This is a genomic window from Phreatobacter sp., assembly GCF_051860605.1.
Taxonomy (GTDB): domain Bacteria; phylum Pseudomonadota; class Alphaproteobacteria; order Rhizobiales; family Phreatobacteraceae; genus Phreatobacter.
Window position 1 is genome coordinate 101,755 of the sequence record NZ_JBHYDR010000008.1, and the last position, 21,303, is coordinate 123,057.

A 21,303-nucleotide genomic window follows, 5' to 3' on the forward strand; every position below is an offset into this window, starting at 1 on the left:
ACATCCGCGAGTGTCGCGACTTCCTCAACAGCAATTCGGAGGCTTCGGATATAGGCTCGCCAACCGACGCGCGTTACTAGAACTTGAGGAGAACGCGTAGCTTCCCTCGAACTTCTTCCATCAATGCCCTTGGAGCCTGTTCGATGAATGAGCTTTGGCGAGCATGCCAAGACAGGCTCTTTACCTGATCAGCTAAGACCACTCCCGAAGTTTTAGCACCATAAGGCACCGCACACTCAAAAGGATAGCCTTTTGATTGATTCGTAGTTGGGCAAACCACGCACAGACGTACCTTAGTATTATAGTTCCTCGGGGAGAGGACAAGAGCAGGACGCCTGTTAGCCTGCTCTGACCCTGCTTGAGGATTGAAGTTGATCCAAATGATATCGCCCTCTTCAGGGCAATACGGCTCCTCAGCCGATTTCGTTGCCGGCTGCGTAACCGGTATCTGTTTCGCCATGGAGATTCGCCTCGGTGATCCCACTTACGAGCATTGCGAGATCATAGGCAGGCTTGGCAACCGGTCGAACGACCAAGGTACCATTTTCCACGGAAAGATCGGCAATCGCACCCTCGCCCACCCCGATTTCCTTCGCGAAAGACGAGGGAATGCGTAGCGCAAGGCTGTTGCCCCACTTCGTGATCGGCATGTTCATGGTTCTCTCCATCGATCCACGCCTCTCCCTGGGCGCATGTCGATACAACGACGATACATATCGTATGGTTCATTAACAAGAGATTTCATGTCGCATGATGACATGAACTACGCGTAGGACCATAAAGGGAACGAGTGGCGAACCCTACCTGACGAGCCCGCCCTTCTGCGGAATGCCGAATGACCCGCTCATCGGCGTCGATCCAGATCACGGGTGGACCGGGCCTTCTGGACAGCGGCAGGGACCATCGACAGAACCTGCTTGTTGTTCTCAGCGAGGATCGACCGGAACTGCGCTTCGCTCATGGACGAGTTGCGGGCATCAATGAGCGTGTCACCGAATGTCACGGCCACGCCACCGCCGCCGCCCCTCACCATGTCGTTCGGCACGATTGCTCCGCTTGAGTTCGGGACGAACATTTCCGGCCCCTTCTCGCCAACGAGATAGGAGCGCCCCGTACTGACCGGGCCGCCTGCCGCGCGGGCACCACCGAACAGAAGCCCGACCAAGCCACCAACGCCGCCCCCTGTCCCGCCGAAACCGAACAGGGAGGCAAGCGGCCCCTGCCCCAGAAGCGCGGCCTGCAAGACCATGCGGGCGAGTTGGCGAGTGATGTCTCCGAGAACCTGGCCGAAGCTTTCCCCGCCGACGATCAGCCGGTCCAGCGCGTCGATGGCAGAGTTGCCTGTCCGATCCACCTGCGCCCGGGCAAGGTCTAGGATGGCCTGCTGGCCCTTCGGGCGGCTGTAAAGGTTGCACACTCAGCTAGGTTATCGCGCGACTGCCGAACCGCAAACAGCGCGCCATTGGCCTCCCGAAAGAACCTCACATCAGCCCCGATAGTTGCAGCGATTGGCTATATGATCCTGATAGACGCAGGCCTTCAATATTTGCGGTCCGCATGATGTTGATCCGTTGAATTTTTGCTGCCCCGGATTGATAACAACAAGCCCAACTGCGCCACTGCATTGACGGTACCAAACGCTGAGACGCGCGTTGCAGCCATTGAACAGGTTGGTTCCGCGAGTTACTACACAAGCTTCAGGAGCGCGCGCCCTAGCTTGATCCGCGGGAAAAAACAGCATTGCTGCTGCCAAGACTGAATACGGGAACTTCATGGTTCACTCCGAGCGCGTGACCGAACCAGTCTGCCGTGCAGTTGGGTGGACCGCGCCCCCCAATTGGGGGGCGTTTTGAGTTGAGCACCGTGGCGGCGCGCTAGACCGGCATCCTTGTGAGGCGCGCCAGCTGCAATTTGAGAACCTGCAAGGAACGCATTTGCGTATCGCCGTTCGGGGAGTGGCGGTATTGCGGCAAGGTCGAGCATCCATTCTTGGTCGAAGTTTGGGACGGCGCCCCGTGGCCGAGGTCATGGCGTCGGCCGGCATGCGGCTGTCCGCCTGCGACCGGGCCGGCGTCTATCCCTTCGACATGGTGTCCGCTCGATCTGACAGCCACGGCGAGGACATGGCTGTCAGATCGGCGCCACCCACCGTGGGGCTGCTGCGCGATCAAGGCGTGAAGGGGGCTCGGCTTTGGTGCGTCTCGTGCGGCCGGCATGTCGTCTTGTCGTGGGAGCGCATGAAGGCCAACGACGATGAACCATTCCCGTCCGCTGGCCGGCGCCTAACCCGTTCTGCGTGCGGCGGACGACAGATTCAGCGGATGCCGGATTGGCCCTAGCGACAAAATTCGTTGATGCCCGCCCCGAACGTTGTCGATTAGGCAAAGAAACCCGCCTATAGCGCATGCGAAATCGCACAAAGAATGTCTTATAGTTTCGAGCATTTTTTGCGTTCCTGCAAATTTTTCTCTACAGGTTTAGCGCGCCGAAACTGCCCGCGACGGTCCGGGGATTGCGCCCGATGGCTCACGGAGGCCCCCCCGGTCACTGCAACTGGGTGGACGGGAGTGCGGCCCACTCCTTGGCCGGGAGCATCGCTGCGCGGGTCCACTGCTCCAGGGTGTCGGCCTTCCACACTGCATATCGCTGCCGTTCGCTGGCGATATGGGTCGCGATCTCGTCATCCGTCGCACCGTGGCGGACGAGCAGGGCAACGCTGGCCTCAATGGCGCGCTCGATGGCGGCCTCGGCGACGGTATCGAAGCGCTTGGCATCGAAGGGTTTGTTGTCATTTGCTGGCTTCATCGGCCGTCCTTCCCGTCTCGACCTTTCTTCACGGCAAGTCGAAAGCCGCTGTCCTTCGTGTCTGGCCTGGCTGATGTTTCGCATTGAGCCAGCCAGAGCGAGCCGCCGTGAGAGACGGCATTGCCGGGCCGATAGACCTTGCCCTCTGTCCAGACGCCGTGGTCTTCAAGTGCGGGCCGCGACTCCAGCGCCTTGACGCGATCCTCAAGAGGAAAAACCTCGGTCCGGAGCAGGAGCTCCATGACCACTTCGGCAAGCGCCAGCTCGCGCTTTGTCAGGCCCCCGCCAGCGGGCTCCTCTCCCGGCATCTCGCCGGCCATGATCGCCGCGCGCTTCACCTCCAGCGCGTCAAGGCGAGCCCAGGCGCGTTCCCCCGCCGCCTTCGCGGCCCGCCAGCGCCTATCGTCCAGTCGGTGCGCTGCGTCCTTCTCGTCCGCCTCCAGCGCCTTGGCACGGGCACGGGCATCGGCAATCTCAGCGTCAACCCGCTCCAGCGCGGTCGGCTGCTTGGTCGGCTGGGTTGTCGGTGCCGAAGTGGCTTTTCGCGTGCGCTTTGCCATGTCAGCCCACCCTCAAGCTCGCCAGCCGGACGGAGAGCGCCACGGCCAGACGCTCGAACTGCTCGGCGAGCGATGTCCACCCACGGTCGCGGGCGGCTCTCGCCTGATCGTTTGCGCGGGCGATGGAGGCCTGCAAGCGGCGGGTCTTGCGCTCATCTGTCATCACACCGGGCTCCCCGTTGCGCCCCAGGCGATGCCGGTCATCAGTGCCGCCACGTTCTCCCGTTCCGGTTTGCAGCCGAACGTGAGCGAGATGCGCGCGGCACGAAGGCCAGCCTGCCAGAGGTTCACAGTCGTCGTTTCGGAAGGCGAGACGGCGTCGTTCGAGGGATCGGTCGCCATCTCGATGGAAGCATGTCGGGCAACCTCGAAGCGCGGCGCACCAAGGTTTGCGCCAATCCGGCCAGCGTCGAACACCAGCATCTCGCCGGGCTCCATCGCAGAGGAAAGGAACAGCGGGATGCCACCGGGCAGTGTGCCCCCGGTCACGCTAACGTTCGGGAAAACCCTGCCGCCGTAGGTGGTCCAGAGCAAGCTTGCGCCGCGCACCACGTCAGCCGATGCGACAGCGTAGATCCTGCTGCCCTCGTCAGGGTCGAGGCTTCCGATCAGGTCGAGCAGGTCGGCATGGGCCGCGTCCGCAATGCCGGCCGACGAGAAGGACGGCGTCCCGGTGTTGACGATACGAGCAACCATGGCCTCGTCCAGGCAGGTCGCGACCGCCCGGTTAAGTTCGCGTTCGAGCAGCGCGCTGCCCTCGCGGCTAGCCTCGTCCATCAGCTCGCCCGTCACGGCCACGGTCGCCTGAATCTTCTCCGGCTGGAGTGTCTGCGCCGCGCTGAAGTCGATCCGGCTTATCGGCGCCGGGCGGCCCTCCCCGACCACCGACGCCACCGCACCATTTGTGATGACGGTCGAGCGGATCAGGAATGGCACACGGGCGAAGGCGCCATCAGCGAAGGCTGCGGCGAATGCGCTGCGCTGGCGAAGCGCGTCCGACCATGCGCTGACCGCGCCATCGATCAGGACCGATGTGCTCGTGTCCGTCGTGGTCATCACGGAGGTTGCCGCCTTCAGGACGGCTCGCACGGTGAAGGACGCACCGGCATCATCCGCGATGTCGGCGGGTTCGCGGTTTTCGGCCTTCGCCTTCAGGTAGAGGCGAAAAGCCTGGGGGATGGCAGCGGCAGCGGGGTCGGCCGTGGCGCGAACTATTGCGGCTTTCATGAGCATGTCCTCCTACGGGTCGAGGGCAGATTCGCAGGTTTTCACGGGCCGCGTCGTCACGCGTGACGGTCAGGTCTCGTGAAGATCGACAAGCGCCAGCCGCTCAAGGAACCGCGCCAGCGCCGCTTCGACGGCGGCCCGGTCGTCGCTCTTGTTCGGGTGCAGTTCGCCAAGCTCGACAAGCACCACGGCGATGCAGTCGCGAACCGGGACGCGGTAAACCTCGATGCCCTCGCGCCGCCGTTCGCGATATCGGCGGGCACGGTCAGCCGCGCTCATGGCCGGCCTCGCTGGATTGGCACGGCCAGAACGGCAATTTGCAAACGCCGAAGATTTACTGCCCGCGACGGTCCGGAGACGGCCGCGACCAGACTTGACCCTCGCCCCCCGGTAACAGCGGTAACAGCGGTAACGATCAGCGGCACGGCGAAGGTTGAGCGCCGGCTACCGTTACCGGTCATCTCTCCTGCGGTAACAACGTCATTCATCACTTTCCCCTTCAAATTCAAGAGGATCGTCCGACGCGTTACCGGCGTTACCGGTGTTACCGATGGCGTAGAGGGACCGTCCTTCCTTCCTCAATTGCCCATCACGGACCATCTTGCCGATGAGCCGGCGAACGTTACCTCCCCGAATGGCGGTAACGCTCGCAATGTCATTCGGCGTCATCGGGGAGCCGTTTTCCTCGATAGCGGCCAGGATCATGTTTCGCTGGTCCGACCGCATCACCTCAGCCGTGGCGCCCTTGATGGTCCAGCGGCAGGCGTCCTGAGACCAGTCCAGCGCGAGGTCGATCTCGGCAAGGTCGCGGCCCCGGCCGTAGAGCGTGGCGCCCTTCTCCGCCGTCCGTGACAAGACCAGCGTTGCGTCGGCAGCCCCGGTCAAGCCCAACGTCCCCGACACCAAGTCGCCGGGGTCCGTCGCCTCACCCTTCCTCACGTGGTGGATGAGAAGGACGGCAAGCCCCAGCCGGTTCGCAAGGTCGCGCAACTCTGCGATGGCCGCATAGTCGGTGCCATAGCCGTTCGCACGGTCGGAGACCGGCGCGCGGAAGCCGGCCAGCACGTCGATGACGATCAGTCGCGGATCGGCAACTGACTTCGCCCAACGCTCCAACTTGGCGATGCCGCCCTGATCAGCACGCGGCCATTCCGTGGCTACCGTCAGCCGTGCCGGCCAGTCATCGTGGCCAAGCAGCTTAAAGCCACGCGACCGCAGGCGCCTTTCGTTGTCCTCCAACGACAGAACGAGCGCGTCGCCCTCCGGGCAGCGCTTGTCGCCCAGCACGAACCCGCCGCGTGCGACCGCAATGGCCGCATCGAGCGCCAGCCAACTTTTGCCGAGCTTCGGACGGCTGGCGAGGATGGTGCAACCTTCCGGCAGGATGTCCGGCACAATCCAGCGCACGGGCGGGAACGTCTTGTGACGCAGGCTCGCAAAACTGATCCCGAAGGACTCGGGCGGTTTCGGTTTGGGGGCCGGGGCCGCCGGATCAAACTCCGGCAAATCCGCCACGGGCGTGAAATCGTTCATACCGCTGCCCTCCGGAAGCCGATCCGGTCGGCCGACATGAACGGCGACAGGCAAGCCCAGCGCGCCACGGTCAGGGCGTGGTCGCGATCCTCGCAGACGATGCGGCCGTGCGCCCGTTCGAGGAGCCGCAGGTCATGATCGTGCTTGAAGCAGGCCCCCTTCCCGCCCGCCTTCGCCCAGCCCAGCGGCGTCCGGAACACGGGCAAAGGCGTATCCCATGTGTAGCTGCCGGCATGGTCGATCCGCTCCAGCCCCAGCGCCACGGCGGCCCCGAACATGAAGCCCCAGCGGCTGGGATCGGCAGGCGACCATGCGGCGAGGTCAAGCGGTTCGCCCTCGTCCTGCACCACGACGACGGCGCCAAACTCGCCCTCGCCTTCATCAGCGAAGGTCCAGCGGCTCGCCCACGTCCAGCGGATGCGTGTGACGATCATCGGCAGGTCGGCCGGGATGCCGTGCCGCGCAAGATCGGGATCGCGGAGGCACTGATTGACGAACGCGCGGCCCTCGAACTCGTCCAGCGCAGTTGCGAGGTCAGGCCCGGCGGGATATTCTCCGGGATGAAGCTGCCCTTGCTTCTGCATCTCAGCGCCGGTCTGGCTAGTCCCCAGGCCGGCGCTGCTGTTTTCGGGCGGCCCCCGTTCAAGCCGCTGCATTACGCGGCCTCAGTCTGGCGGGTCTTGCCGTCGCGCTCGGCGAGCCGGGACTTCTGCCATGCGTCGATTTCGGTTTCGAGCCAGCCGGATGCCCGGCCCGTGATCTTGACCGGTCGTGGGAACTGCCCAAGGCCAGCCAATTTATAGATCGTAGAACGGGCCAATCCCGTGCGCCGGGTGACTTCCTCGCGGCGAAGCATGTTGTTCATCGTGCGTCCCTCTTGGCCGTGGGGCGGCCTCACAGGGACGACGATGGCTGACAGTGGCGCGACGGTATTGCCGCCAAATTTCAGAAATTGGCGGCAGGGAATCGAGCGTTAGGGGGATTTCTGCGAGAAATAGGCTTCGTAGAAGCTCTGTCTTTCGTAGTAGAGCTCCTTGGCTAGGGTCTTGCCGATCCCAAACCGCTTTCCAACCTGTTCGAACAGCCCATCGTCTATGGGCGAGGCTGGATCAAGCGCGAGAACTTCGCGAACCTCTGCGAATACCGCTGGCGCAAGTCGTTGGCGTTGCGCGGCTTCGTGAAGGTGAACCCCCTTTTTAAATGGGGGGCCGAAAGCCTGATCCCATGATCTTACCTTCATGCGTTCGATACTGCGGAAAGCTTCGATATAGGCCTTTGATGCCCAGTCAGGCACTACGAATTCATGCAAAGCGCAGACTTCAATCGTTTTCATTAGCGCATATTTGTCGCCGTTTCTGAACGCTTGCTCTAGTGCAGAAATCCTTTGCGCAGCAGCGTGCCGGTATATTGGTGCGGTTGATTGCATTCCGCGGTTTTCTGCATCGGCCTCAGACTGTCGCGCAATAACTTCGTGCAAAGGCCACCGAAGAACTTCCTCGACTTTCATCTACCCAGCCCCCCGTGAATCGCAACGACCTCGCCAGCCGTTACCTCCGTCGCCAGATAGCCGGCCCATGCCGACATCAGACGCCGCCGCTTCTCGAATAGATCGCCGCGCGCATAGGCCCGCTCCACCGCATCGCCGACGACGTGTGCAAGCGATTGCTCGGCGACCTCGCGGGCGAAGTTTGTGCGCTCGCCCGCCCAAGTCCTGAATGTCGAGCGAAACCCGTGCGCCGTCAGGTCCTCGCGACCCATGCGCTTCAACGTGCCCAAAAGGGCCATGTTCGAGAGACCAGCGCCTTTCGCACGGCCCGGAAAGATGAAGTCTCCCTCCGTTGGCACCGTCCGCAGGATTTCGAGCGCACGGTCGGACAGCGGAACCCTATGCTCCCGGCCCGCCTTGATCCGCTCAGCTGGCACAGTCCAGACTTTCTCTGCCACGTTGACCTCAGACCACCGGGCGCCGATGACCTCGCCGGTGCGGGCCGCTGTGAGGATCAGGAACTCCAGCGCACGCGATGACACGTCGTTCCGCGCTCGCAGGGCATGCATGAACGCGGGCGCCTCTTCATAGGGAAGTGCCGCATGGCCCTTGATCCGCTTAGCCCGGCTGATGCGGGGCAGAAGGTTTTCAAGGTGCCCGCGCCACCGTGCAGGGTTGTCGCCCTTCCGGTAGCCGCGCGCCGTCGACCAGTCGAGGATGGCTTCCAGCCGGCCGCGAAGCCGACTCGCGGTTTCGTGCTTGTCGAGCCAGATCGGCTCCAGCACCTTCAGCACCATGCCGACGTTGACCTCGGCGACGGAGACGCTGCCGAGGATCGGGTCGCAGTAGGTTTCGAGGGTTTGCTCCCATTGTCGGACATGCACCGCATTTTTCCAGCCGGCCCGGTGCGTTGCGACGTATCGGGCGCCGGCTTCCTTGAACGTGATGGCAGACGCCTTCTCGGCGCGGCGGGCCTCGCGTGCGGCATCGCGGGCGTCGATAGGGTCGATGCCGTCGAGGAGAAGCTGTCGGGCCTGTATGGCCTTCTCGCGGGCTTGGGCGAGGCTTACGAGTTCCACCGGGCCTAAACCCATCTGCCTAGCGCGCCCGTCCAGCATGAAACGAAAAAGCCATGCCTTCGTGCCGCCCTTGGCAACCTGGAGATAAAGCCCGCCGCCGTCGCCATATCGGCCCGGCGTCGAAAGCGCGGCAATCTTGAGTGCAGTTAGATTTCCCCTACCCACAACCCGGCTTTTCTCCGTCTAACTCTCAGTGCCCGCAACCTTACCCACAATCGCCCCTTGGCTTCACGTGGTTTTCGAGGGACGCCGATAGACGGCTGACCATGCCACAAGTCGTTGAGAAAACACAAGTTATGGATGCAGGTGGACCCCCGTAGATTGGCCAAAAATGGACACCCTCTCCGCCATTGTCTCGCTCACGGCGGTTTCGCTTCGCTCAACGCCTCCGCGGGGGCGGCCTCTCGGCCGGTCGCGCAGTTGCGCGCCATGCGTCGGGTTCGGACTTCGTTCCTCCCTCTCCGCCATTGGCTTGCATGCGGCGGTTTCCGGCGCCCCGGGGTGACGACGGCACGGTTCCGAACGGCCCAGCGCCGCCCTGAAACGGCCTGAAGCCTTGTGATCGGCCGCGCCTTGGCCTATGTGCGGCGCTTCCCGCGTCCTGACCGCGCCTTCGCCGGACCCCGCCATGAGCGATGTCGAGGCCCCTGACCGGGCCGCACCGAAAATCTCCTTCGTCTCGCTCGGCTGCCCGAAGGCGCTGGTCGATTCCGAACGGATCATCACGCGGCTGCGCGCGGAAGGGTATGAGCTGTCGCGCACGCATCAGGGCGCCGACCTCGTGCTGGTCAACACCTGCGGCTTCCTCGACAGCGCCAAGGCCGAGAGCCTCGCCGCCATCGGCGACGCGCTGAAGCAGAACGGCCGGGTCATCGTCACCGGCTGCATGGGCGCCGAGCCCGAGCAGATCCGCGCGGCCCATCCCTCCGTGCTCGCCATCACCGGACCGCAGCAATATGAAAACGTGCTTGCCGCCGTCCATGAGGCTGCGCCGCCGAAGCACGACCCGTTCCTCGACCTCGTGCCGCCGCAGGGCATCCGGCTGACACCGCGCCACTACGCCTATCTGAAGATTTCCGAGGGCTGCAACAACCGCTGCACCTTCTGCATCATCCCGAAACTGCGCGGCGACCTGGTCTCCCGCCCGCTCGGCGAGGTGATGCGCGAGGCCGAAAAGCTGGTCGCGGCCGGCGTGAAGGAACTGCTGGTCATCAGCCAGGACACCTCGGCCTACGGGATCGATGTCAAATATGCCGAGAGCCAATGGCGCGACCGCACGTGGCGCACGAAGTTCCTCGACCTGGCTCAGGCGCTCGGCGAGCTCGGCGTCTGGGTGCGACTGCAATATGTCTACCCCTATCCGCATGTCGACGAGGTCATCCCGCTGATGGCCGAGGGCAAGGTGCTGCCCTATATCGACATTCCGTTCCAGCACGCCCATCCCGACGTGCTGCGCCGCATGAAGCGCCCGGCCCATCAGGAAAAGACCGCCGAGCGCATCCGCAACTGGCGGGAGATGTGCCCGGACCTGACGATCCGCTCGACCTTCATCACCGGATTTCCCGGCGAGACCGAGGAGGAATTCGACTTCCTCCTCGACTGGCTGGACGAGGTCGGTCTCGACCGGGTCGGCTGCTTCAAATACGAGCCCGTGGCGGGCGCAACCTCCAACGCCCTGCCCGACCATGTGCCGCCCGAGGTCATGGAACGGCGCTGGCACCGGTTCATGAAGAAGCAGGCGGAGATCTCGGCCCGCCGCCTGAAGCGGAAGGTCGGCAGCCGTCAGCAGGTCATCATCGACGAGGTCGGGCCGACCGTCGTGAAGGCGCGCTCGAAGGGCGACGCGCCAGAGATCGACGGCTCGGTGTTCATCCATACGAAGCGCCGGCTGCAGGTCGGCGAACTGGTCACCGTGAAGATCGACCGCGCCAGCGAATACGATCTCTACGCCGCGCTCTGAGGCGGCGGCACCACATAGACCGCCATGATGCGGAACGGCCCGGGCTGACTATCGGCCAAGCGCCCGGCCTCCGACATGGGGCGCGGCGAGCCGGTCCGGTCGCGCAACGACGCGCTTGAACAAATAGCCGGCCGGCAGGAACCGGCGAACCCGTCGCGGCGTTAAGCGTTCAGTCGCCATGCATTAACCTTCCTCTGGCACAGTCCACGGCAACTCTGTGGCCACCAGCTGACTGGATCATGGCCCGGTGATGCAGTGCAGCAACAGTGTTGTCGCCGCGTATCCGGGCTCACGGTTTCGTCATGTTTGCGGCCTTCCGTGGGTGGTAACGACCCGCGCTCCGGTTCATGGCCAATGCACGTCTGCAGAGGCCGGCACATGTCGAGGACACTGATGACACTGCATCGCCGCCACTTCGTTCTGGGAGCACCCCTGGTGCTTGGCGCCTGCACGGCGCGGCGCGAGGAACTGGCGCTGGAGACGCCGCGCTTCGACCCCTATTACACCGCCATGTATGCGGAGGTGCCGGGCGAACCGCATCCGGTTCCCGCCATCGATCTTGCCAAGGTGGAGGAGCAGTTCCTGCGCCGCGAGGTGGCCTATCGGGGTCCCGAATATCCGGGCACGATCGTCGTCGATCCGACCTCGCGCTTTGCCTATCTGGTGCTGGAGGGCAACCGCGCCCTGCGCTACGGCGTCGGCGTCGGCAAGGAAGAGGGCTTCAACCTGACGGGCGTTGCCACCATCGGCCGCAAGGCCGCCTGGCCGCGCTGGACGCCGACCCAGGAGATGATCCGCCGCGAGCCGGAGCGCTACGGTCCCTTCGCCGGCGGCCTGCCGGGCGGACCGGAGAACCCGCTCGGTCCGCGGGCGCTCTATCTCTATCGCGGCAATCGCGACACGCTGTATCGCCTGCACGGCACGACCGAGCCCTGGACGATCGGCACGCAGGTGTCCTCGGGCTGCATCCGCTTCCTGAACCAGGACATCATCGACCTGTTCAACCGCGTGCCGGTCGGGGCGACCGCCATCGTGCTGCCCTCGGGCTCCCCGGCCATGGCCTGACAAGGCACCGGCCCGTCAGAGACGGCGGGCCGTGCCGCTTGCGGCAGGATCGACCGGCCCGGTGGTGATCACCTGCCGGTCGAAACCGTGCGGCACCCGGGCAAGGCGGACGATCTCCTTGGCACCGCCGCCCTGGCCGAAGGCCGCGACGACCACGCCGTCCCGGGCGAGCTGGGCCAGAAGACCGGACGGCAGTTCGTCGATGGCGCAGGTCAGCAGGATGCGATCATAGGGCGCGCGCGGCGGAAACCCCTCCAGCCCGTCGCCGAACACCACCTCCACCATCGCGTATCCGAGCGTCCGCAGGCGCAGATGGGCCGCATCCGCCAGCGAGCGCCACCGCTCCACCGTCACCACGCTCGCCGCCAGCCGGCCGAGGATCGCTGCCACATAGCCGGTCCCCGTCCCGACATGCAGCACCCGATGGCCGGGCTCCACGTCGAGCGCACCGATCATCGCCGCGGTCAGGGTGGGTGCCAGCAGGGTCTGGCCGCAGCCGATGGGCAGCGCGATGTCCTCGTCGGCCAGCGCGAACAGCGACGGGTCCAGGAACGGCACGCGCGGCACCTGTTCCATGGCGCGCAGCACGCGCGTGCCCGCGAGCCCGGAATGGCGCAGCATGAGGACGAATTCGGCCGCGGCTCGGAAGTGCTCGGGACCCGGCGCCTCGTTCATCTCGGCTCAGCCGCCCGGCGGCCGGTCGCCGGCAAAGACCGCCGCAAGGCGCGTCATCATCGGCTCGTCGGTGAGATTGATCTCCAGCGGCGTCACCGAGATATAGCCCTCGGACAGCGCCCAGATATCGGTGCCGTTCTCGACCCGCTGACGGTTCCGGACGAAGGCGATCCAGTAATAGGGATTGCCGCGCCCGTCATGGCGCGGGTCGATGGTCAGGATCTCCTGATCGCGCCGGCCCTGCGCCGTCACCTGCACGCCGCGCACGTCGCCGGGGCTTCGGTTGGGAAAGTTGATGTTGATGAGCGAACCCGCCCGCATCCCTTCCTCGAGAATGGTGCGGATGAGCCCCGGTCCGTGCGCCTCGGCCGTCTCGTAGGGCACGATATGGCGGCTCTCGGGACCATAGGCCTGTGACAGGGCGATCGACTTGATGCCAAGGATGGTGCCCTCGATCGCGCCCGCGATCGTGCCGGAATAGGTGATGTCCTCGGCAACATTCTGGCCGCGATTGACCCCGGACAGCACAAGGTCCGGCGGCTCGCCGGCGAGAATGTGCTTCACCGCCATGATCACGCAGTCGGTCGGCGTGCCCTTCACGGCGAAATGCCGTTCGGAAATCTCGCGCAGGCGCAAGGGATCGTTCAGCGACAGCGAATGCGAGACGCCTGACTGGTCGGTCTCCGGCGCCACCACCCAGACATCGTCGGAAAGCGCCCGGGCGATCCGCTCGGCCGTGACCAGGCCCGGCGCGTGGATGCCGTCGTCATTGGTGACCAGAATGCGCATCAGCTTTTCTCGATCCGTTTCAGTCCGCCCATGAAGGGCTGGAGGACGTCGGGAATGGCGATGGCACCGCCCTCGTCCTGGTAGGTCTCCATCACCGCGATCAGCGCACGGCCGACCGCGACCCCGGAGCCATTCAGCGTATGGACGAATTGCGGCGCCGCGGCACGGTTGTCGGTCGCCTTCGGCCGGAACCGGCCGTTCATGCGCCGGGCCTGGAAGTCGCCGCAGTTCGAGCAGGAGGAAATCTCGCGGAACGCCTTCTGCCCCGGCAGCCAGACCTCGATGTCGTAGGTCTTGCGGGCGGAGAAGCCCATGTCGCCGGTCGACAGCGTCACGACACGATAGGCCAGATCGAGCTGCTTGAGCACCTCCTCGGCGCAGGCAAGCATGCGCTCGTGCTCGTCGACCGACTGTTCGGGGGCGGTGATGGAGACAAGCTCCACCTTGAGAAACTGGTGCTGACGCAGCATGCCGCGCGTATCGCGGCCGGCGGCTCCCGCTTCCGACCGGAAACAGGGTGTGGCAGCGGTCAGCCGCAGCGGCAGCACATCCTCGGCGACGATCTCCTGCGCCACCATATTGGTCAGCGTCACCTCGGCCGTCGGCGTCAGCCAGAAGCCCTCGCGCGTGACGAACATGTCGTCGGCCGCCTTCGGCAACTGGCCCGTGCCATAAACGACGTGATCGCGCACCAGCACCGGCGGGCTGACCTCGGTATAGCCGTGCGTGTCCGTATGCAGGTTGAGCATGAACTGGGCCAGCGCCCGCTCCATGCGCGCCAACTGGCTCCTGAGCACCACGAACCGCGAACCGGAGAGCCTGGCAGCGGCCTCGAAGTCCATGAAGCCGAGCGCCTCGCCAAGCTCGAAATGCTCGCGGGCAAAGTTCATCTGCCGCGGCGCGCCGAAGCGGTGGCGCTCGACATTGGCGCTTTCGTCTGCCCCGAGCGGCACGTCGGCGGCCGGCAGGTTGGGGATGACCTCGAGGGCGGCCGTCAGATCCGCACTGGCCTGCTTCTCGGCCGCCTCCGCCTCGGCCATGCGATCCTTGAGTCCCGTCACCTCGGCCTTCAGTGCGTCGGCGCGCGCCATGTCCTTGGCGGCCATGGCCTGGCCGATCTCCTTCGAGGCGGAATTGCGCCGCTCCTGCGCGGCCTGGAGGGTGGAGACAGCCGCCTTGCGGGCATCGTCGAGCGCGACCAGCGATGCGGCAAGCGGCTCGCGTCCGCGCGCGCGCAGGCCCGCGTCGAAGGCATCGGGATTGTCTCGGATCCAGCGGATGTCGTGCATGGCGGTCTCGCGCGGCCGCCAGCGTGACTCGGGCGGGAGGGACGGCCGCCGGAGCGGCTTAAGCGAGGGTGCGGGGGATGGCAAGCCGGCCGGTCAGGCGATGAGGCGGATGAAGGCCTCGCGGGCATCCGGCATGGCAAGTCCGCGCGCCTCGTAGACGTGGCGGGAGAGGAAATGGCCCGTCAGCCGGAAGCCGTCGCGGATCGCCGCGACATCCGCGCCACTCCCCCCGCGCAGGAAGGCCGGCAGGGGCAGGAGGCGATCCTTCCAGGGCTCGCCTGCCTGCCGGGACACCGCGCGCGACGATTTCGGCGAGACATAGATCAGGTCCTCGGTCGCTCCGGTAGCCACGCAAGCCTCGAGGTCGAGGCCGAACCCGAGGTCCTGCAGCACTTCCAGTTCCAGCCGGACGATCAGGGGAGCCGCAACCGCCACCTCGGGCAGCGCGTCGGCAATCAGTTCAAGCGCCTCGAACAGCCCCTCATGGGGCTCGCGCTCCGGCATCAGCCGGGCGATGGCCGCGATCAGGGTGATGCCGGCAACCCCTGCCCTCGCTTCCATCAGGCGCGCGGCACGGGAGGTTCCCGCCTCGATGACATAGGCGCCCAGATGCTCGTCAAGCCGCGCATTCCAGCTGGCATGGACCGTGTTGCCAGGCTGCAGGACCGGCTGCTGGCGGCGCGAGCGTCCTCCGCGAACGAGGCCGAGGTGACGCCCGTGGCGCCGCGTGAACAGTTCCAGGATGACCGACGATTCGCCATGGGCGCGGGTGCCGAGAACGACGCCGTCATCGGTCCATTGCATGGATCAGTAGTCGGAGAGCTTCAGGTCGGGCGAGTACTCCACATCCTCGACCTCCCGCACGATCGCCTGGCCGCAGATGACCCGGCCCTTGGCGGCATCGAAGGTGAGCGTCGGCTGGCCATAGAGCTGCCAGCCCCTGTTGATCGCCTCGGACACGCGGTGGCAGAAGGCCGCATCGTCCGGGCCGGTCAGATAGCGATACAGCGTGGTGGTCTTCTTCGCGCGGACGGACAGCATCACTCACCTGCCTTTCGGAAAATCCAGCCCCATGCGCTCGTAGCGCTCGGGCTCGTCACCCCAGTTCTCGCGCACCTTGACGAACAGGAACAGGTGCACGCGCGTCTCGAACAGCTTTTCCAGTTCCTCCCGGGCGGACTTGGAGATGACCTTGATCGTCTCCCCGTTCTTGCCGAGCATGATCTTGCGCTGGCCTTCGCGCACCACATAGACGGTTTGCTCGATGCGGATGGAGCCGTCCTTGCGCTCCTCGTAGCTCTCCGTCTCCACCGTCGAATCGTAGGGCAGTTCGTCGTGGAGGCGGTTGTAGAGCTTCTCGCGGGTGATCTCGGACGCCAGCATGCGCGCCGGAAGATCGGAAATCTCATCCTCGGGATAGTGCCAGGGACCCGCCGGGACCGTGGCCGCCAAGTGGCGTTTCAGGTCCGCCACGCCCGAACCGGTCTGGGCCGAGACCATGAAGGTCTTGTTGAACGTCACGCGTGCGTTCAGGTCCCGCGCGAGGTCCAGCAGCTTCGGCCGCTCGACCAGATCCACCTTGTTGAGGACGAGGTCCTTCGGCTGGCGCATGCCGCCGAGCTTGTCGACAATCGCATCGACCGACTCGTCGATGCCTTTCTTGGCGTCGATCAGCACGACCACCTGATCGGCATCGGCCGCCCCGCCCCATGCCGCCGTCACCATGGCGCGGTCCAGCCGCCGCCGGGGCGCGAACAGCCCGGGCGTGTCGACCAGGATGATCTGGGACGCCCCCTCCATGGCAATGCCGCGGATCAGGGCGCGGGTCGTCTGCACCTTGTGCGAGACGATCGTGACCTTGGCGCCGACCAGCGCGTTGACCAGCGTCGACTTGCCGGCATTGGGGGCGCCGATGATGGCGACGAACCCGCAACGGGTCCCGGTTTCGTTCACGCCTTTTCCTCCGCTGCCGGCCACACGCCCTCCCGGACGAGCACGGCGGTCGCAGCCCCGATTTCCGCCTGACGCTTGGCTGCGCCCTGCCCCATCCCGTCGGGGAGGCCGGGAATGGTCACGGCCATGGTGAAAACTGGCGCATGGTCAGGCCCTGACCGTTCGACCACGCGATAGACCGGCGTGGCAAGGCCCCGGCCTTGCGCCCATTCCTGCAGGGCGCTCTTGGCGTCGCGCTGCACCGGCGCGCCGGCGGCCAGCCGGTCCTGCCAGTTGCGCGCCACGAAGGCCTGGGCGGCGCCCCATCCGGCATCCAGATAGATCGCCCCGATCACTGCCTCGCACAGGTCGGCGAGAACGCCGGCCCGCCGGCCGACAGCCGCCTGGCTCTCGGTCGGACCGACGCGAACCCCGGCTCCGAGATCAAGGCGGGCAGCGATGTCGGCGCATGTCTCGGCGCGTACGAGATCGGACAGCCGCCGCGACAGGGCGCCTTCATCCTCCTGCGGCATGGACTGGAAGAGCATGTCCGAGACGGCGAGGCCAAGAACCCGGTCGCCGAGGAACTCAAGCCGCTGATAGCTTTTCTCACGCTTGTCCGGCCCGTTCAGCGCGCTCGGATGGGTCAGGGCCCGCGCGAGCAGTTCCCGGTCGGCAAAGGCGTGACCGATCCGGGCCTCGATCGCCTCAAGGCCTTCGCGTTGTGCCTTCGCCTTGCGGCCGGGGGCCAAGGGCCGTCTACCTCACGAGGCTGCCGATACGGGACCAGCGGGCTGCCCAGGGCCAGCGCCAGAAGGCCCAGGCCCGCTCGCCCTCCTCCACGGAGAAGAACAGGACCTCCGCGCGGCCGACAAGATGATCCATCGGGATCGGCCCGACCTGGCTGAGAACGCGGCTGTCGGTGGAATTGTCGCGGTTGTCGCCCATCACGAAGATGTGTCCGGGAGGCACCTGATAGACCGGGGTGTTGTCGTAGAAGCCGTTCTCGTAGAGGTCGAGCGTCGTGAAGCTGACACCGTTGGGAAGGGTTTCCCGGTAGCGGCGCGTGATCACCTGACGACCGTCTTCGGTATCGGCGAAATCGGTGATGCGCTCCCGTTCGACAGGCACGCCGTTGATATGGACCTGGCCGGCGATCATCTGGATGCGCTCGCCCGGCAGCCCGATCACCCGCTTGATGTAGTCGACGTCCGGCTCGCGCGGCAGGCGAAACACCACGACGTCGCCGCGCTTCGGCTCGGCGCCCCAGATGCGCCCCGAGAACAGGTTCGGGGAGAACGGGATCGAGTAGCGCGAATAGCCATAGGCATATTTCGACACGAACAGGTGGTCGCCGATCAGCAGGGTTTCCTTCATGGACCCCGACGGAATGTTGAACGGCTGGAACAGGAATGTGCGGATCACCAGGGCGATCAGCAGCGCGTGGATCACCACGCGGACCGTTTCGCCCAGTCCGCCCTTGTTGTCGTTTGCCACGCGCGCCGCACCCGTCATCGATGAAGACCCGCCCTATAGCCCGGCTTCCGGCCCCTGCGCAACGACACGTGGTCGCACGACTGAGCCGGCGCAAAGGGATCAACGTAGGGATCAGCTGCAGTTCGTCACCTGGTTGGAGCAGAGGCCGTTCCACCAGCCGCGCGCGCCCTCGATCCCGATGAGGCCCCAGCGGCCCGAACAGGCATGCAGAGCCTGGACAATGTCGCCCGTCGAGATCCTCTCCCCATCGGCCCGGCGGACCTCGCGGCTGGCCGAATGGCGGTTGGGTGCCTGGTAGAGGTTGCCGGCCGGAAGTCCGCCATTGGCCAGGGCCGCGCCCACAAGCCGTGCCGCGACCCAGCCCTGGCCACGATAGGGCTGCGGGCGCGAGCGCGGATAGCGTTCGCCATAATCCACACCCGGCGCCTTGATGCCGCGAATGAGGAACCAGCCATCGCGATAGCCGACGATCTCGAACTCGGCGCGATAGGTCTCTCCCGGCTCGCCGTCCCGCCCCGGAGTGGTCCAGGCGGGCGGCACGCGGCCGAGGACCCGTGACCGTGGCGAGGGTCCGGCCCGCACGTTCAGCCCCGAAGGGTCCGGATCGACCGACCATGCAGACAGCATGCAGGGCTCCGTGCCGGCAGGCAGCCGCCGGCGCGCCAGATCGGCCGCCTCCTGCGCCTCGACGATCTCGACGGTCTCTTCCACATCCTGCAGGACGCCGTGATCGACAACTGCCGCCCCCCGCGCAACCAGCCGGTCGCCGTCGAAGGCCAGCGCGGCCCGCACCACCCGCCCGCCGCCGTCATAGGCGGAACCGGGCGTTGCGGGATCGTCGGAGCCGGCGCGGTAGAGCGAGACGAAGCCCTCCATGCTGGCAAAATTCACCTTGCGCACCCGGCCGGGAACCCAGCCCGGTCCGGCGGCAGGAAAGGCACTGGCGGCCCAGGCGTGCGAATCGAAGGGCACGACCCGGTCTCCTGCGATCCGGTAGGCGGTAGCGACCGAGTCGCCCAGATGCACGACGATGGCGTCGCCCACCGCCTGGACCGTCGGGAAGAATGCCGGCGCGTCGCGGGAGACGTCATAGGGCACAAGAAAGCGGCCGAGGACCTTTTCCGCATCGCCGGCCAGTCGCGACAGCACGATGAGGTTCACGCCCTGCTGGATTCCCTCCCCATCGCCCCGCGTCTCGAACACCCTGGCGCGGAGAACCCGCAGGCGATCGGTCCCCACGGGCTCGGTGACGACCTCGACGGTCCTGCAAGCCAGCGGAGCCACCGGCTGGTGCCGGATCGCCGGATGGCGACTTTCGAGGAAGGTCCTGTCCTGGCGCCAGTCGGCCTCGCCGAGGGAGCAGGCCGGCAGGGACGGCTGGGCGAGAGCCACCGTGGCAGGCAGGCCCGCGGCGGTCAGCAGCCCGAGGACGGCAACGAGGCAGGCCGGACGCACCATGGGGACCTCAGTAGCAGCGTTCGATGAAGCGCGAATGCATCCAGCCCTGGTGGCCGGGTCCGAAATAGCCGTCGTCGCGGCCCGTCCGCCGCATCAGGTCGACCCGGCGCCACTCGCCGGACACGGTCCCCTCGATGAACAGTTCCTCGCCGGGGCGCATGCGCGTCACCATGCGATGGCTGGCCGAGGGACCTGCGCGAAGGGCGACGAAGCCGTCGGGCGTGCGCTTCACGTAGCAGTAGATCGGGGCCTGGATGTCGGTCGGCACGCCGGCCACGATGGAGGACGCGGCGGCGGGTGGCGAGCACGCGGCCAGGCCGGCAAGGGCAAGGATGAAACGGGTCCGTGACACGATGGGTCCTGCGGCAAGGGGCTTCGATGGCCCCGTCTCTGCGCCCGCGTCATTGCGCCGCCATGGCGCGCCCCAGCTGGTCCCGTTTCCGCCGTTTCAGAACTGGACGCGCTGCCGGTTTCGCAGGGTATTGCCGGTGGTGTCGCGCAACTCGGGGGCGACGATGGGCGGCGCGGTTCCCGGCCCCATCGTGTCGCGCGGCGCGGCGTGGCGGTAGCGCGGCGGCTCCCGGTTCCGGTCCACCACCGTCGGAATGGCGCCCGCCGATTGCCCGGACACCAGCGTGCCGCCCAGGGCATTGCCGGACGACGAGGCGCCGGTCGAGGTCCGCGAGACATTGGTCAGGCTGACACTCTGTCGCGCGCCGGGGGCGAGCGCCATGGAACTGGAGGGCGAGGAGGAGGCGCGCCCGGTCAGCGGCACTTCTCCGGCGGCAGCCACGGCCGGGCCCTGCGCGGCGCCGGCCGGCGGCAGCGCGCTCTGCGTCACGACCGGCACGGGCACGGCCGTTGCCGGCGCTTGCGAGGTGGTGGGACCGGTGCCCATGCAGGCACCCAGCGTCAGGGCCATCGCGAGACAGGCGGCGAGGCGCGGCATCGCAGGAACCATAGCGTGAAAACTCATGTGTTTGCCGCCTGCGCCACCGGCATCATGTCATAGGGAGGTTTCCAGCCGGGCATGGCCGCGATCCGCTCGCGCCAGGCATGGATGGCCGGATGGGACGCGGCGAGATCGTAGCCGGTCTCCGCGATGGGATAGAACATGTAGCCCGCCAGCGAGATGTCCGCGATGGTCGGCCGGTCGCCGACAATGAAGTCATGCGCCGCCAGGTGGGCCTCGGCCACCCCGAGCGCTGCGTCCGTTCTCGCCCTGAGAAAGGACAGCACGGCCGGGTCGGCCGGCTTGCCCGCCAGCGAGAACAGGAAGCGGTGGGTGGCGAAATAGCTGGTGAACTTGTGGTTGTCGAACAGGATCCAGCGGAGGATTTCCAGCTCCTCGTCCTCGTCGATCGGGCCGAACTGCCCCGATCGCCGGGCGAGATAGGTCAGGATCGCGCCCGACTGGGTCAGACGGCGCCCGGCATGTTCGAGCACGGGAACCTCGCCCATGGCATTGACCCCGCCCCGCCAGTCGGCACCCCGGGTCTCGCCGGAAAAGTAGTCGACCGCCACCGGCTCCCAGTCCAGGCCGGCCAGCGACAGCGTCAGGGCAACCTTGTAGGCGTTGCCGGACTGGGCGAAGCAATGAAGGCGGTAGTCGGCCAAGCGCGGCGCTCCTGCGTGGTCAGATCACGAAAAACCAATGGATCGGTCGCTCTTGTCAAAATCGAGGCGGTCCGACAGGCGCACCAGCCCTGCCCCGAAGCCTACCAGGTCGAGCGCTGCGGCTCAGCGGGGCGCCGTCCGCGACGGGACGTCTCCTCCTGCGGCTGTCCATGCGGGCCGAGAGCCGGATCCGGCGGCAGCGGCGGCGGCGGCGCGTTGGCCGGCGGTGGCGGCGGCGGTTCCGAAGGCGCCTGCGACTGGAATGTGCCGCACCCGGCGAGGAACGAGATGGCGACGGCGGCAAGGAGGGCGGCCGGAACAGACTTCATGG

28 protein-coding genes are annotated in these 21,303 nt (G+C 66.2%); 2 read left to right on the forward strand and 26 right to left on the reverse strand.

The genetic code is table 11. The annotated features are described in order from the left end of the window. Positions 1-76: 76 nt before the first annotated feature. From mazF to ACTIFS_RS15025, 13 genes are all read right to left on the reverse strand, one after another. Positions 77-460, reverse strand: coding sequence for an endoribonuclease MazF (mazF, locus tag ACTIFS_RS14965; protein WP_439574916.1), 384 nt, complete (start codon positions 458-460; stop codon positions 77-79). Continuing rightward, on the reverse strand, positions 414-656 hold the full coding sequence (locus tag ACTIFS_RS14970; RefSeq protein WP_439574917.1) for an AbrB/MazE/SpoVT family DNA-binding domain-containing protein: 243 nt from the start codon (positions 654-656) through the stop codon (positions 414-416). Before ACTIFS_RS14970 ends, mazF begins: the two co-directional genes overlap by 47 nt. Before the next feature lie 188 nt (positions 657-844). Further along, a complete protein-coding gene (locus ACTIFS_RS14975; protein WP_439574918.1) occupies positions 845-1,417 on the reverse strand; it encodes a hypothetical protein in 573 nt (190 codons plus the stop codon). A gap of 1,127 nt (positions 1,418-2,544) precedes the next feature. Continuing rightward, the gene (locus ACTIFS_RS14980) at positions 2,545-2,805 is read right to left on the reverse strand and encodes a hypothetical protein (RefSeq protein WP_439574919.1); all 261 of its coding nucleotides are present in this window, start codon (positions 2,803-2,805) and stop codon (positions 2,545-2,547) included. Next, positions 2,802-3,365: a hypothetical protein gene (locus tag ACTIFS_RS14985; protein WP_439574920.1), complete on the reverse strand. Its 564-nt coding sequence runs from the start codon at positions 3,363-3,365 to the stop codon at positions 2,802-2,804. The genes ACTIFS_RS14980 and ACTIFS_RS14985 overlap by 4 nt, the downstream gene beginning before the upstream one ends. 1 nt (position 3,366) lies before the next feature. Beyond that, positions 3,367-3,528 (reverse strand): hypothetical protein, encoded by a 162-nt coding sequence (locus tag ACTIFS_RS14990; protein ID WP_439574921.1) that lies wholly within the window; start codon positions 3,526-3,528, stop codon positions 3,367-3,369. Then, the gene (locus ACTIFS_RS14995; protein WP_439574922.1) at positions 3,528-4,598 is read right to left on the reverse strand and encodes a phage major capsid family protein; all 1,071 of its coding nucleotides are present in this window, start codon (positions 4,596-4,598) and stop codon (positions 3,528-3,530) included. The genes ACTIFS_RS14990 and ACTIFS_RS14995 overlap by 1 nt, the downstream gene beginning before the upstream one ends. A gap of 63 nt (positions 4,599-4,661) precedes the next feature. Further along, positions 4,662-4,871 carry a hypothetical protein gene (locus ACTIFS_RS15000; RefSeq protein WP_439574923.1) on the reverse strand — a complete coding sequence of 70 codons (210 nt, stop codon included), beginning with the start codon at positions 4,869-4,871 and terminating at the stop codon, positions 4,662-4,664. A 201-nt stretch (positions 4,872-5,072) separates the two neighbouring features. Then, entirely contained in the window at positions 5,073-6,125 is a 1,053-nt protein-coding gene (locus ACTIFS_RS15005) for an AAA family ATPase (RefSeq protein WP_439574924.1), read from the reverse strand. After that, positions 6,122-6,709 (reverse strand): hypothetical protein, encoded by a 588-nt coding sequence (locus tag ACTIFS_RS15010; protein WP_439574925.1) that lies wholly within the window; start codon positions 6,707-6,709, stop codon positions 6,122-6,124. The genes ACTIFS_RS15005 and ACTIFS_RS15010 overlap by 4 nt, the downstream gene beginning before the upstream one ends. 71 nt (positions 6,710-6,780) lie before the next feature. Beyond that, positions 6,781-6,990 carry a helix-turn-helix transcriptional regulator gene (locus ACTIFS_RS15015; RefSeq protein WP_439574926.1) on the reverse strand — a complete coding sequence of 70 codons (210 nt, stop codon included), beginning with the start codon at positions 6,988-6,990 and terminating at the stop codon, positions 6,781-6,783. A 108-nt stretch (positions 6,991-7,098) separates the two neighbouring features. After that, on the reverse strand, positions 7,099-7,632 hold the full coding sequence (locus ACTIFS_RS15020; RefSeq protein ID WP_439574927.1) for a hypothetical protein: 534 nt from the start codon (positions 7,630-7,632) through the stop codon (positions 7,099-7,101). Further along, a complete protein-coding gene (locus tag ACTIFS_RS15025) occupies positions 7,629-8,855 on the reverse strand; it encodes a tyrosine-type recombinase/integrase (RefSeq protein WP_439574928.1) in 1,227 nt (408 codons plus the stop codon). Before ACTIFS_RS15025 ends, ACTIFS_RS15020 begins: the two co-directional genes overlap by 4 nt. A gap of 463 nt (positions 8,856-9,318) precedes the next feature. Here ACTIFS_RS15025 and rimO point away from each other — a divergent pair, with 463 nt between their 5' ends. Both rimO and ACTIFS_RS15035 read left to right on the forward strand, forming a co-directional pair. Further along, positions 9,319-10,650, forward strand: a complete 1,332-nt coding sequence (rimO, locus tag ACTIFS_RS15030) for a 30S ribosomal protein S12 methylthiotransferase RimO (RefSeq protein WP_439574929.1) — start codon at positions 9,319-9,321, stop codon at positions 10,648-10,650. 393 nt (positions 10,651-11,043) lie between these two features. Next, positions 11,044-11,715: a L,D-transpeptidase gene (locus ACTIFS_RS15035; protein WP_439574930.1), complete on the forward strand. Its 672-nt coding sequence runs from the start codon at positions 11,044-11,046 to the stop codon at positions 11,713-11,715. Between the two features lie 15 nt (positions 11,716-11,730). Here the strand turns inward: ACTIFS_RS15035 and ACTIFS_RS15040 are convergent, their stop codons facing one another. From ACTIFS_RS15040 to ACTIFS_RS15100, 13 genes are all read right to left on the reverse strand, one after another. Then, positions 11,731-12,390 carry a protein-L-isoaspartate O-methyltransferase family protein gene (locus ACTIFS_RS15040; RefSeq protein WP_439574931.1) on the reverse strand — a complete coding sequence of 220 codons (660 nt, stop codon included), beginning with the start codon at positions 12,388-12,390 and terminating at the stop codon, positions 11,731-11,733. Positions 12,391-12,396: 6 nt separating this feature from the next. Further along, positions 12,397-13,179 (reverse strand): 5'/3'-nucleotidase SurE, encoded by a 783-nt coding sequence (gene surE / locus ACTIFS_RS15045; RefSeq protein WP_439574932.1) that lies wholly within the window; start codon positions 13,177-13,179, stop codon positions 12,397-12,399. Beyond that, positions 13,179-14,468 (reverse strand): serine--tRNA ligase, encoded by a 1,290-nt coding sequence (serS, locus tag ACTIFS_RS15050; RefSeq protein WP_439574933.1) that lies wholly within the window; start codon positions 14,466-14,468, stop codon positions 13,179-13,181. The genes surE and serS overlap by 1 nt, the downstream gene beginning before the upstream one ends. A gap of 93 nt (positions 14,469-14,561) precedes the next feature. After that, on the reverse strand, positions 14,562-15,272 hold the full coding sequence (recO, locus tag ACTIFS_RS15055; RefSeq protein WP_439574934.1) for a DNA repair protein RecO: 711 nt from the start codon (positions 15,270-15,272) through the stop codon (positions 14,562-14,564). 3 nt (positions 15,273-15,275) lie between these two features. Continuing rightward, positions 15,276-15,509 (reverse strand): DUF1737 domain-containing protein, encoded by a 234-nt coding sequence (locus ACTIFS_RS15060; protein WP_439574935.1) that lies wholly within the window; start codon positions 15,507-15,509, stop codon positions 15,276-15,278. A gap of 3 nt (positions 15,510-15,512) precedes the next feature. Further along, complete coding sequence (gene era / locus ACTIFS_RS15065) at positions 15,513-16,445, reverse strand: GTPase Era (RefSeq protein WP_439574936.1); 933 nt, start codon at positions 16,443-16,445, stop codon at positions 15,513-15,515. Beyond that, the gene (rnc, locus tag ACTIFS_RS15070) at positions 16,418-17,152 is read right to left on the reverse strand and encodes a ribonuclease III (protein WP_439574937.1); all 735 of its coding nucleotides are present in this window, start codon (positions 17,150-17,152) and stop codon (positions 16,418-16,420) included. Before rnc ends, era begins: the two co-directional genes overlap by 28 nt. A 7-nt stretch (positions 17,153-17,159) precedes the next feature. Further along, positions 17,160-17,897 carry a signal peptidase I gene (gene lepB / locus ACTIFS_RS15075; RefSeq protein ID WP_439574938.1) on the reverse strand — a complete coding sequence of 246 codons (738 nt, stop codon included), beginning with the start codon at positions 17,895-17,897 and terminating at the stop codon, positions 17,160-17,162. A 111-nt stretch (positions 17,898-18,008) separates the two neighbouring features. Continuing rightward, positions 18,009-19,355 (reverse strand): hypothetical protein, encoded by a 1,347-nt coding sequence (locus tag ACTIFS_RS15080; RefSeq protein ID WP_439574939.1) that lies wholly within the window; start codon positions 19,353-19,355, stop codon positions 18,009-18,011. A 7-nt stretch (positions 19,356-19,362) separates the two neighbouring features. Next, complete coding sequence (locus tag ACTIFS_RS15085) at positions 19,363-19,707, reverse strand: SH3 domain-containing protein (RefSeq protein ID WP_439574940.1); 345 nt, start codon at positions 19,705-19,707, stop codon at positions 19,363-19,365. 96 nt (positions 19,708-19,803) lie between these two features. Beyond that, entirely contained in the window at positions 19,804-20,331 is a 528-nt protein-coding gene (locus ACTIFS_RS15090; RefSeq protein ID WP_439574941.1) for a hypothetical protein, read from the reverse strand. Continuing rightward, positions 20,328-20,972 (reverse strand): glutathione S-transferase family protein, encoded by a 645-nt coding sequence (locus ACTIFS_RS15095; RefSeq protein ID WP_439574942.1) that lies wholly within the window; start codon positions 20,970-20,972, stop codon positions 20,328-20,330. The genes ACTIFS_RS15090 and ACTIFS_RS15095 overlap by 4 nt, the downstream gene beginning before the upstream one ends. A gap of 101 nt (positions 20,973-21,073) precedes the next feature. Then, entirely contained in the window at positions 21,074-21,301 is a 228-nt protein-coding gene (locus ACTIFS_RS15100) for a hypothetical protein (RefSeq protein WP_439574943.1), read from the reverse strand. Positions 21,302-21,303 lie beyond the last annotated feature (2 nt).

Excerpts from the sequence above, each read along its gene's own strand:
- ACTIFS_RS14995 (WP_439574922.1), bottom strand. The coding sequence starts at position 4,598 with ATGCTCATGAAAGCCGCAATAGTTCGCGCCACGGCCGACCCCGCTGCC.
- rimO (WP_439574929.1), top strand. The coding sequence starts at position 9,319 with ATGAGCGATGTCGAGGCCCCTGACCGGGCCGCACCGAAAATCTCCTTC.
- ACTIFS_RS15100 (WP_439574943.1), bottom strand. The coding sequence starts at position 21,301 with ATGAAGTCTGTTCCGGCCGCCCTCCTTGCCGCCGTCGCCATCTCGTTC.
- ACTIFS_RS14990 (WP_439574921.1), bottom strand. The coding sequence starts at position 3,528 with ATGACAGATGAGCGCAAGACCCGCCGCTTGCAGGCCTCCATCGCCCGC.
- ACTIFS_RS14985 (WP_439574920.1), bottom strand. The coding sequence starts at position 3,365 with ATGGCAAAGCGCACGCGAAAAGCCACTTCGGCACCGACAACCCAGCCG.
- ACTIFS_RS15080 (WP_439574939.1), bottom strand. The coding sequence starts at position 19,355 with ATGGTGCGTCCGGCCTGCCTCGTTGCCGTCCTCGGGCTGCTGACCGCC.
- ACTIFS_RS15035 (WP_439574930.1), top strand. The coding sequence starts at position 11,044 with ATGACACTGCATCGCCGCCACTTCGTTCTGGGAGCACCCCTGGTGCTT.
- serS (WP_439574933.1), bottom strand. The coding sequence starts at position 14,468 with ATGCACGACATCCGCTGGATCCGAGACAATCCCGATGCCTTCGACGCG.
- ACTIFS_RS15020 (WP_439574927.1), bottom strand. The coding sequence starts at position 7,632 with ATGAAAGTCGAGGAAGTTCTTCGGTGGCCTTTGCACGAAGTTATTGCG.
- ACTIFS_RS15015 (WP_439574926.1), bottom strand. The coding sequence starts at position 6,990 with ATGAACAACATGCTTCGCCGCGAGGAAGTCACCCGGCGCACGGGATTG.
- ACTIFS_RS15040 (WP_439574931.1), bottom strand. The coding sequence starts at position 12,390 with ATGAACGAGGCGCCGGGTCCCGAGCACTTCCGAGCCGCGGCCGAATTC.
- ACTIFS_RS15010 (WP_439574925.1), bottom strand. The coding sequence starts at position 6,709 with ATGCAGAAGCAAGGGCAGCTTCATCCCGGAGAATATCCCGCCGGGCCT.
- ACTIFS_RS15090 (WP_439574941.1), bottom strand. The coding sequence starts at position 20,331 with ATGAGTTTTCACGCTATGGTTCCTGCGATGCCGCGCCTCGCCGCCTGT.
- recO (WP_439574934.1), bottom strand. The coding sequence starts at position 15,272 with ATGCAATGGACCGATGACGGCGTCGTTCTCGGCACCCGCGCCCATGGC.
- ACTIFS_RS14980 (WP_439574919.1), bottom strand. The coding sequence starts at position 2,805 with ATGAAGCCAGCAAATGACAACAAACCCTTCGATGCCAAGCGCTTCGAT.
- ACTIFS_RS15000 (WP_439574923.1), bottom strand. The coding sequence starts at position 4,871 with ATGAGCGCGGCTGACCGTGCCCGCCGATATCGCGAACGGCGGCGCGAG.
- mazF (WP_439574916.1), bottom strand. The coding sequence starts at position 460 with ATGGCGAAACAGATACCGGTTACGCAGCCGGCAACGAAATCGGCTGAG.
- ACTIFS_RS14970 (WP_439574917.1), bottom strand. The coding sequence starts at position 656 with ATGAACATGCCGATCACGAAGTGGGGCAACAGCCTTGCGCTACGCATT.
- ACTIFS_RS15005 (WP_439574924.1), bottom strand. The coding sequence starts at position 6,125 with ATGAACGATTTCACGCCCGTGGCGGATTTGCCGGAGTTTGATCCGGCG.
- ACTIFS_RS15060 (WP_439574935.1), bottom strand. The coding sequence starts at position 15,509 with ATGCTGTCCGTCCGCGCGAAGAAGACCACCACGCTGTATCGCTATCTG.
- surE (WP_439574932.1), bottom strand. The coding sequence starts at position 13,179 with ATGCGCATTCTGGTCACCAATGACGACGGCATCCACGCGCCGGGCCTG.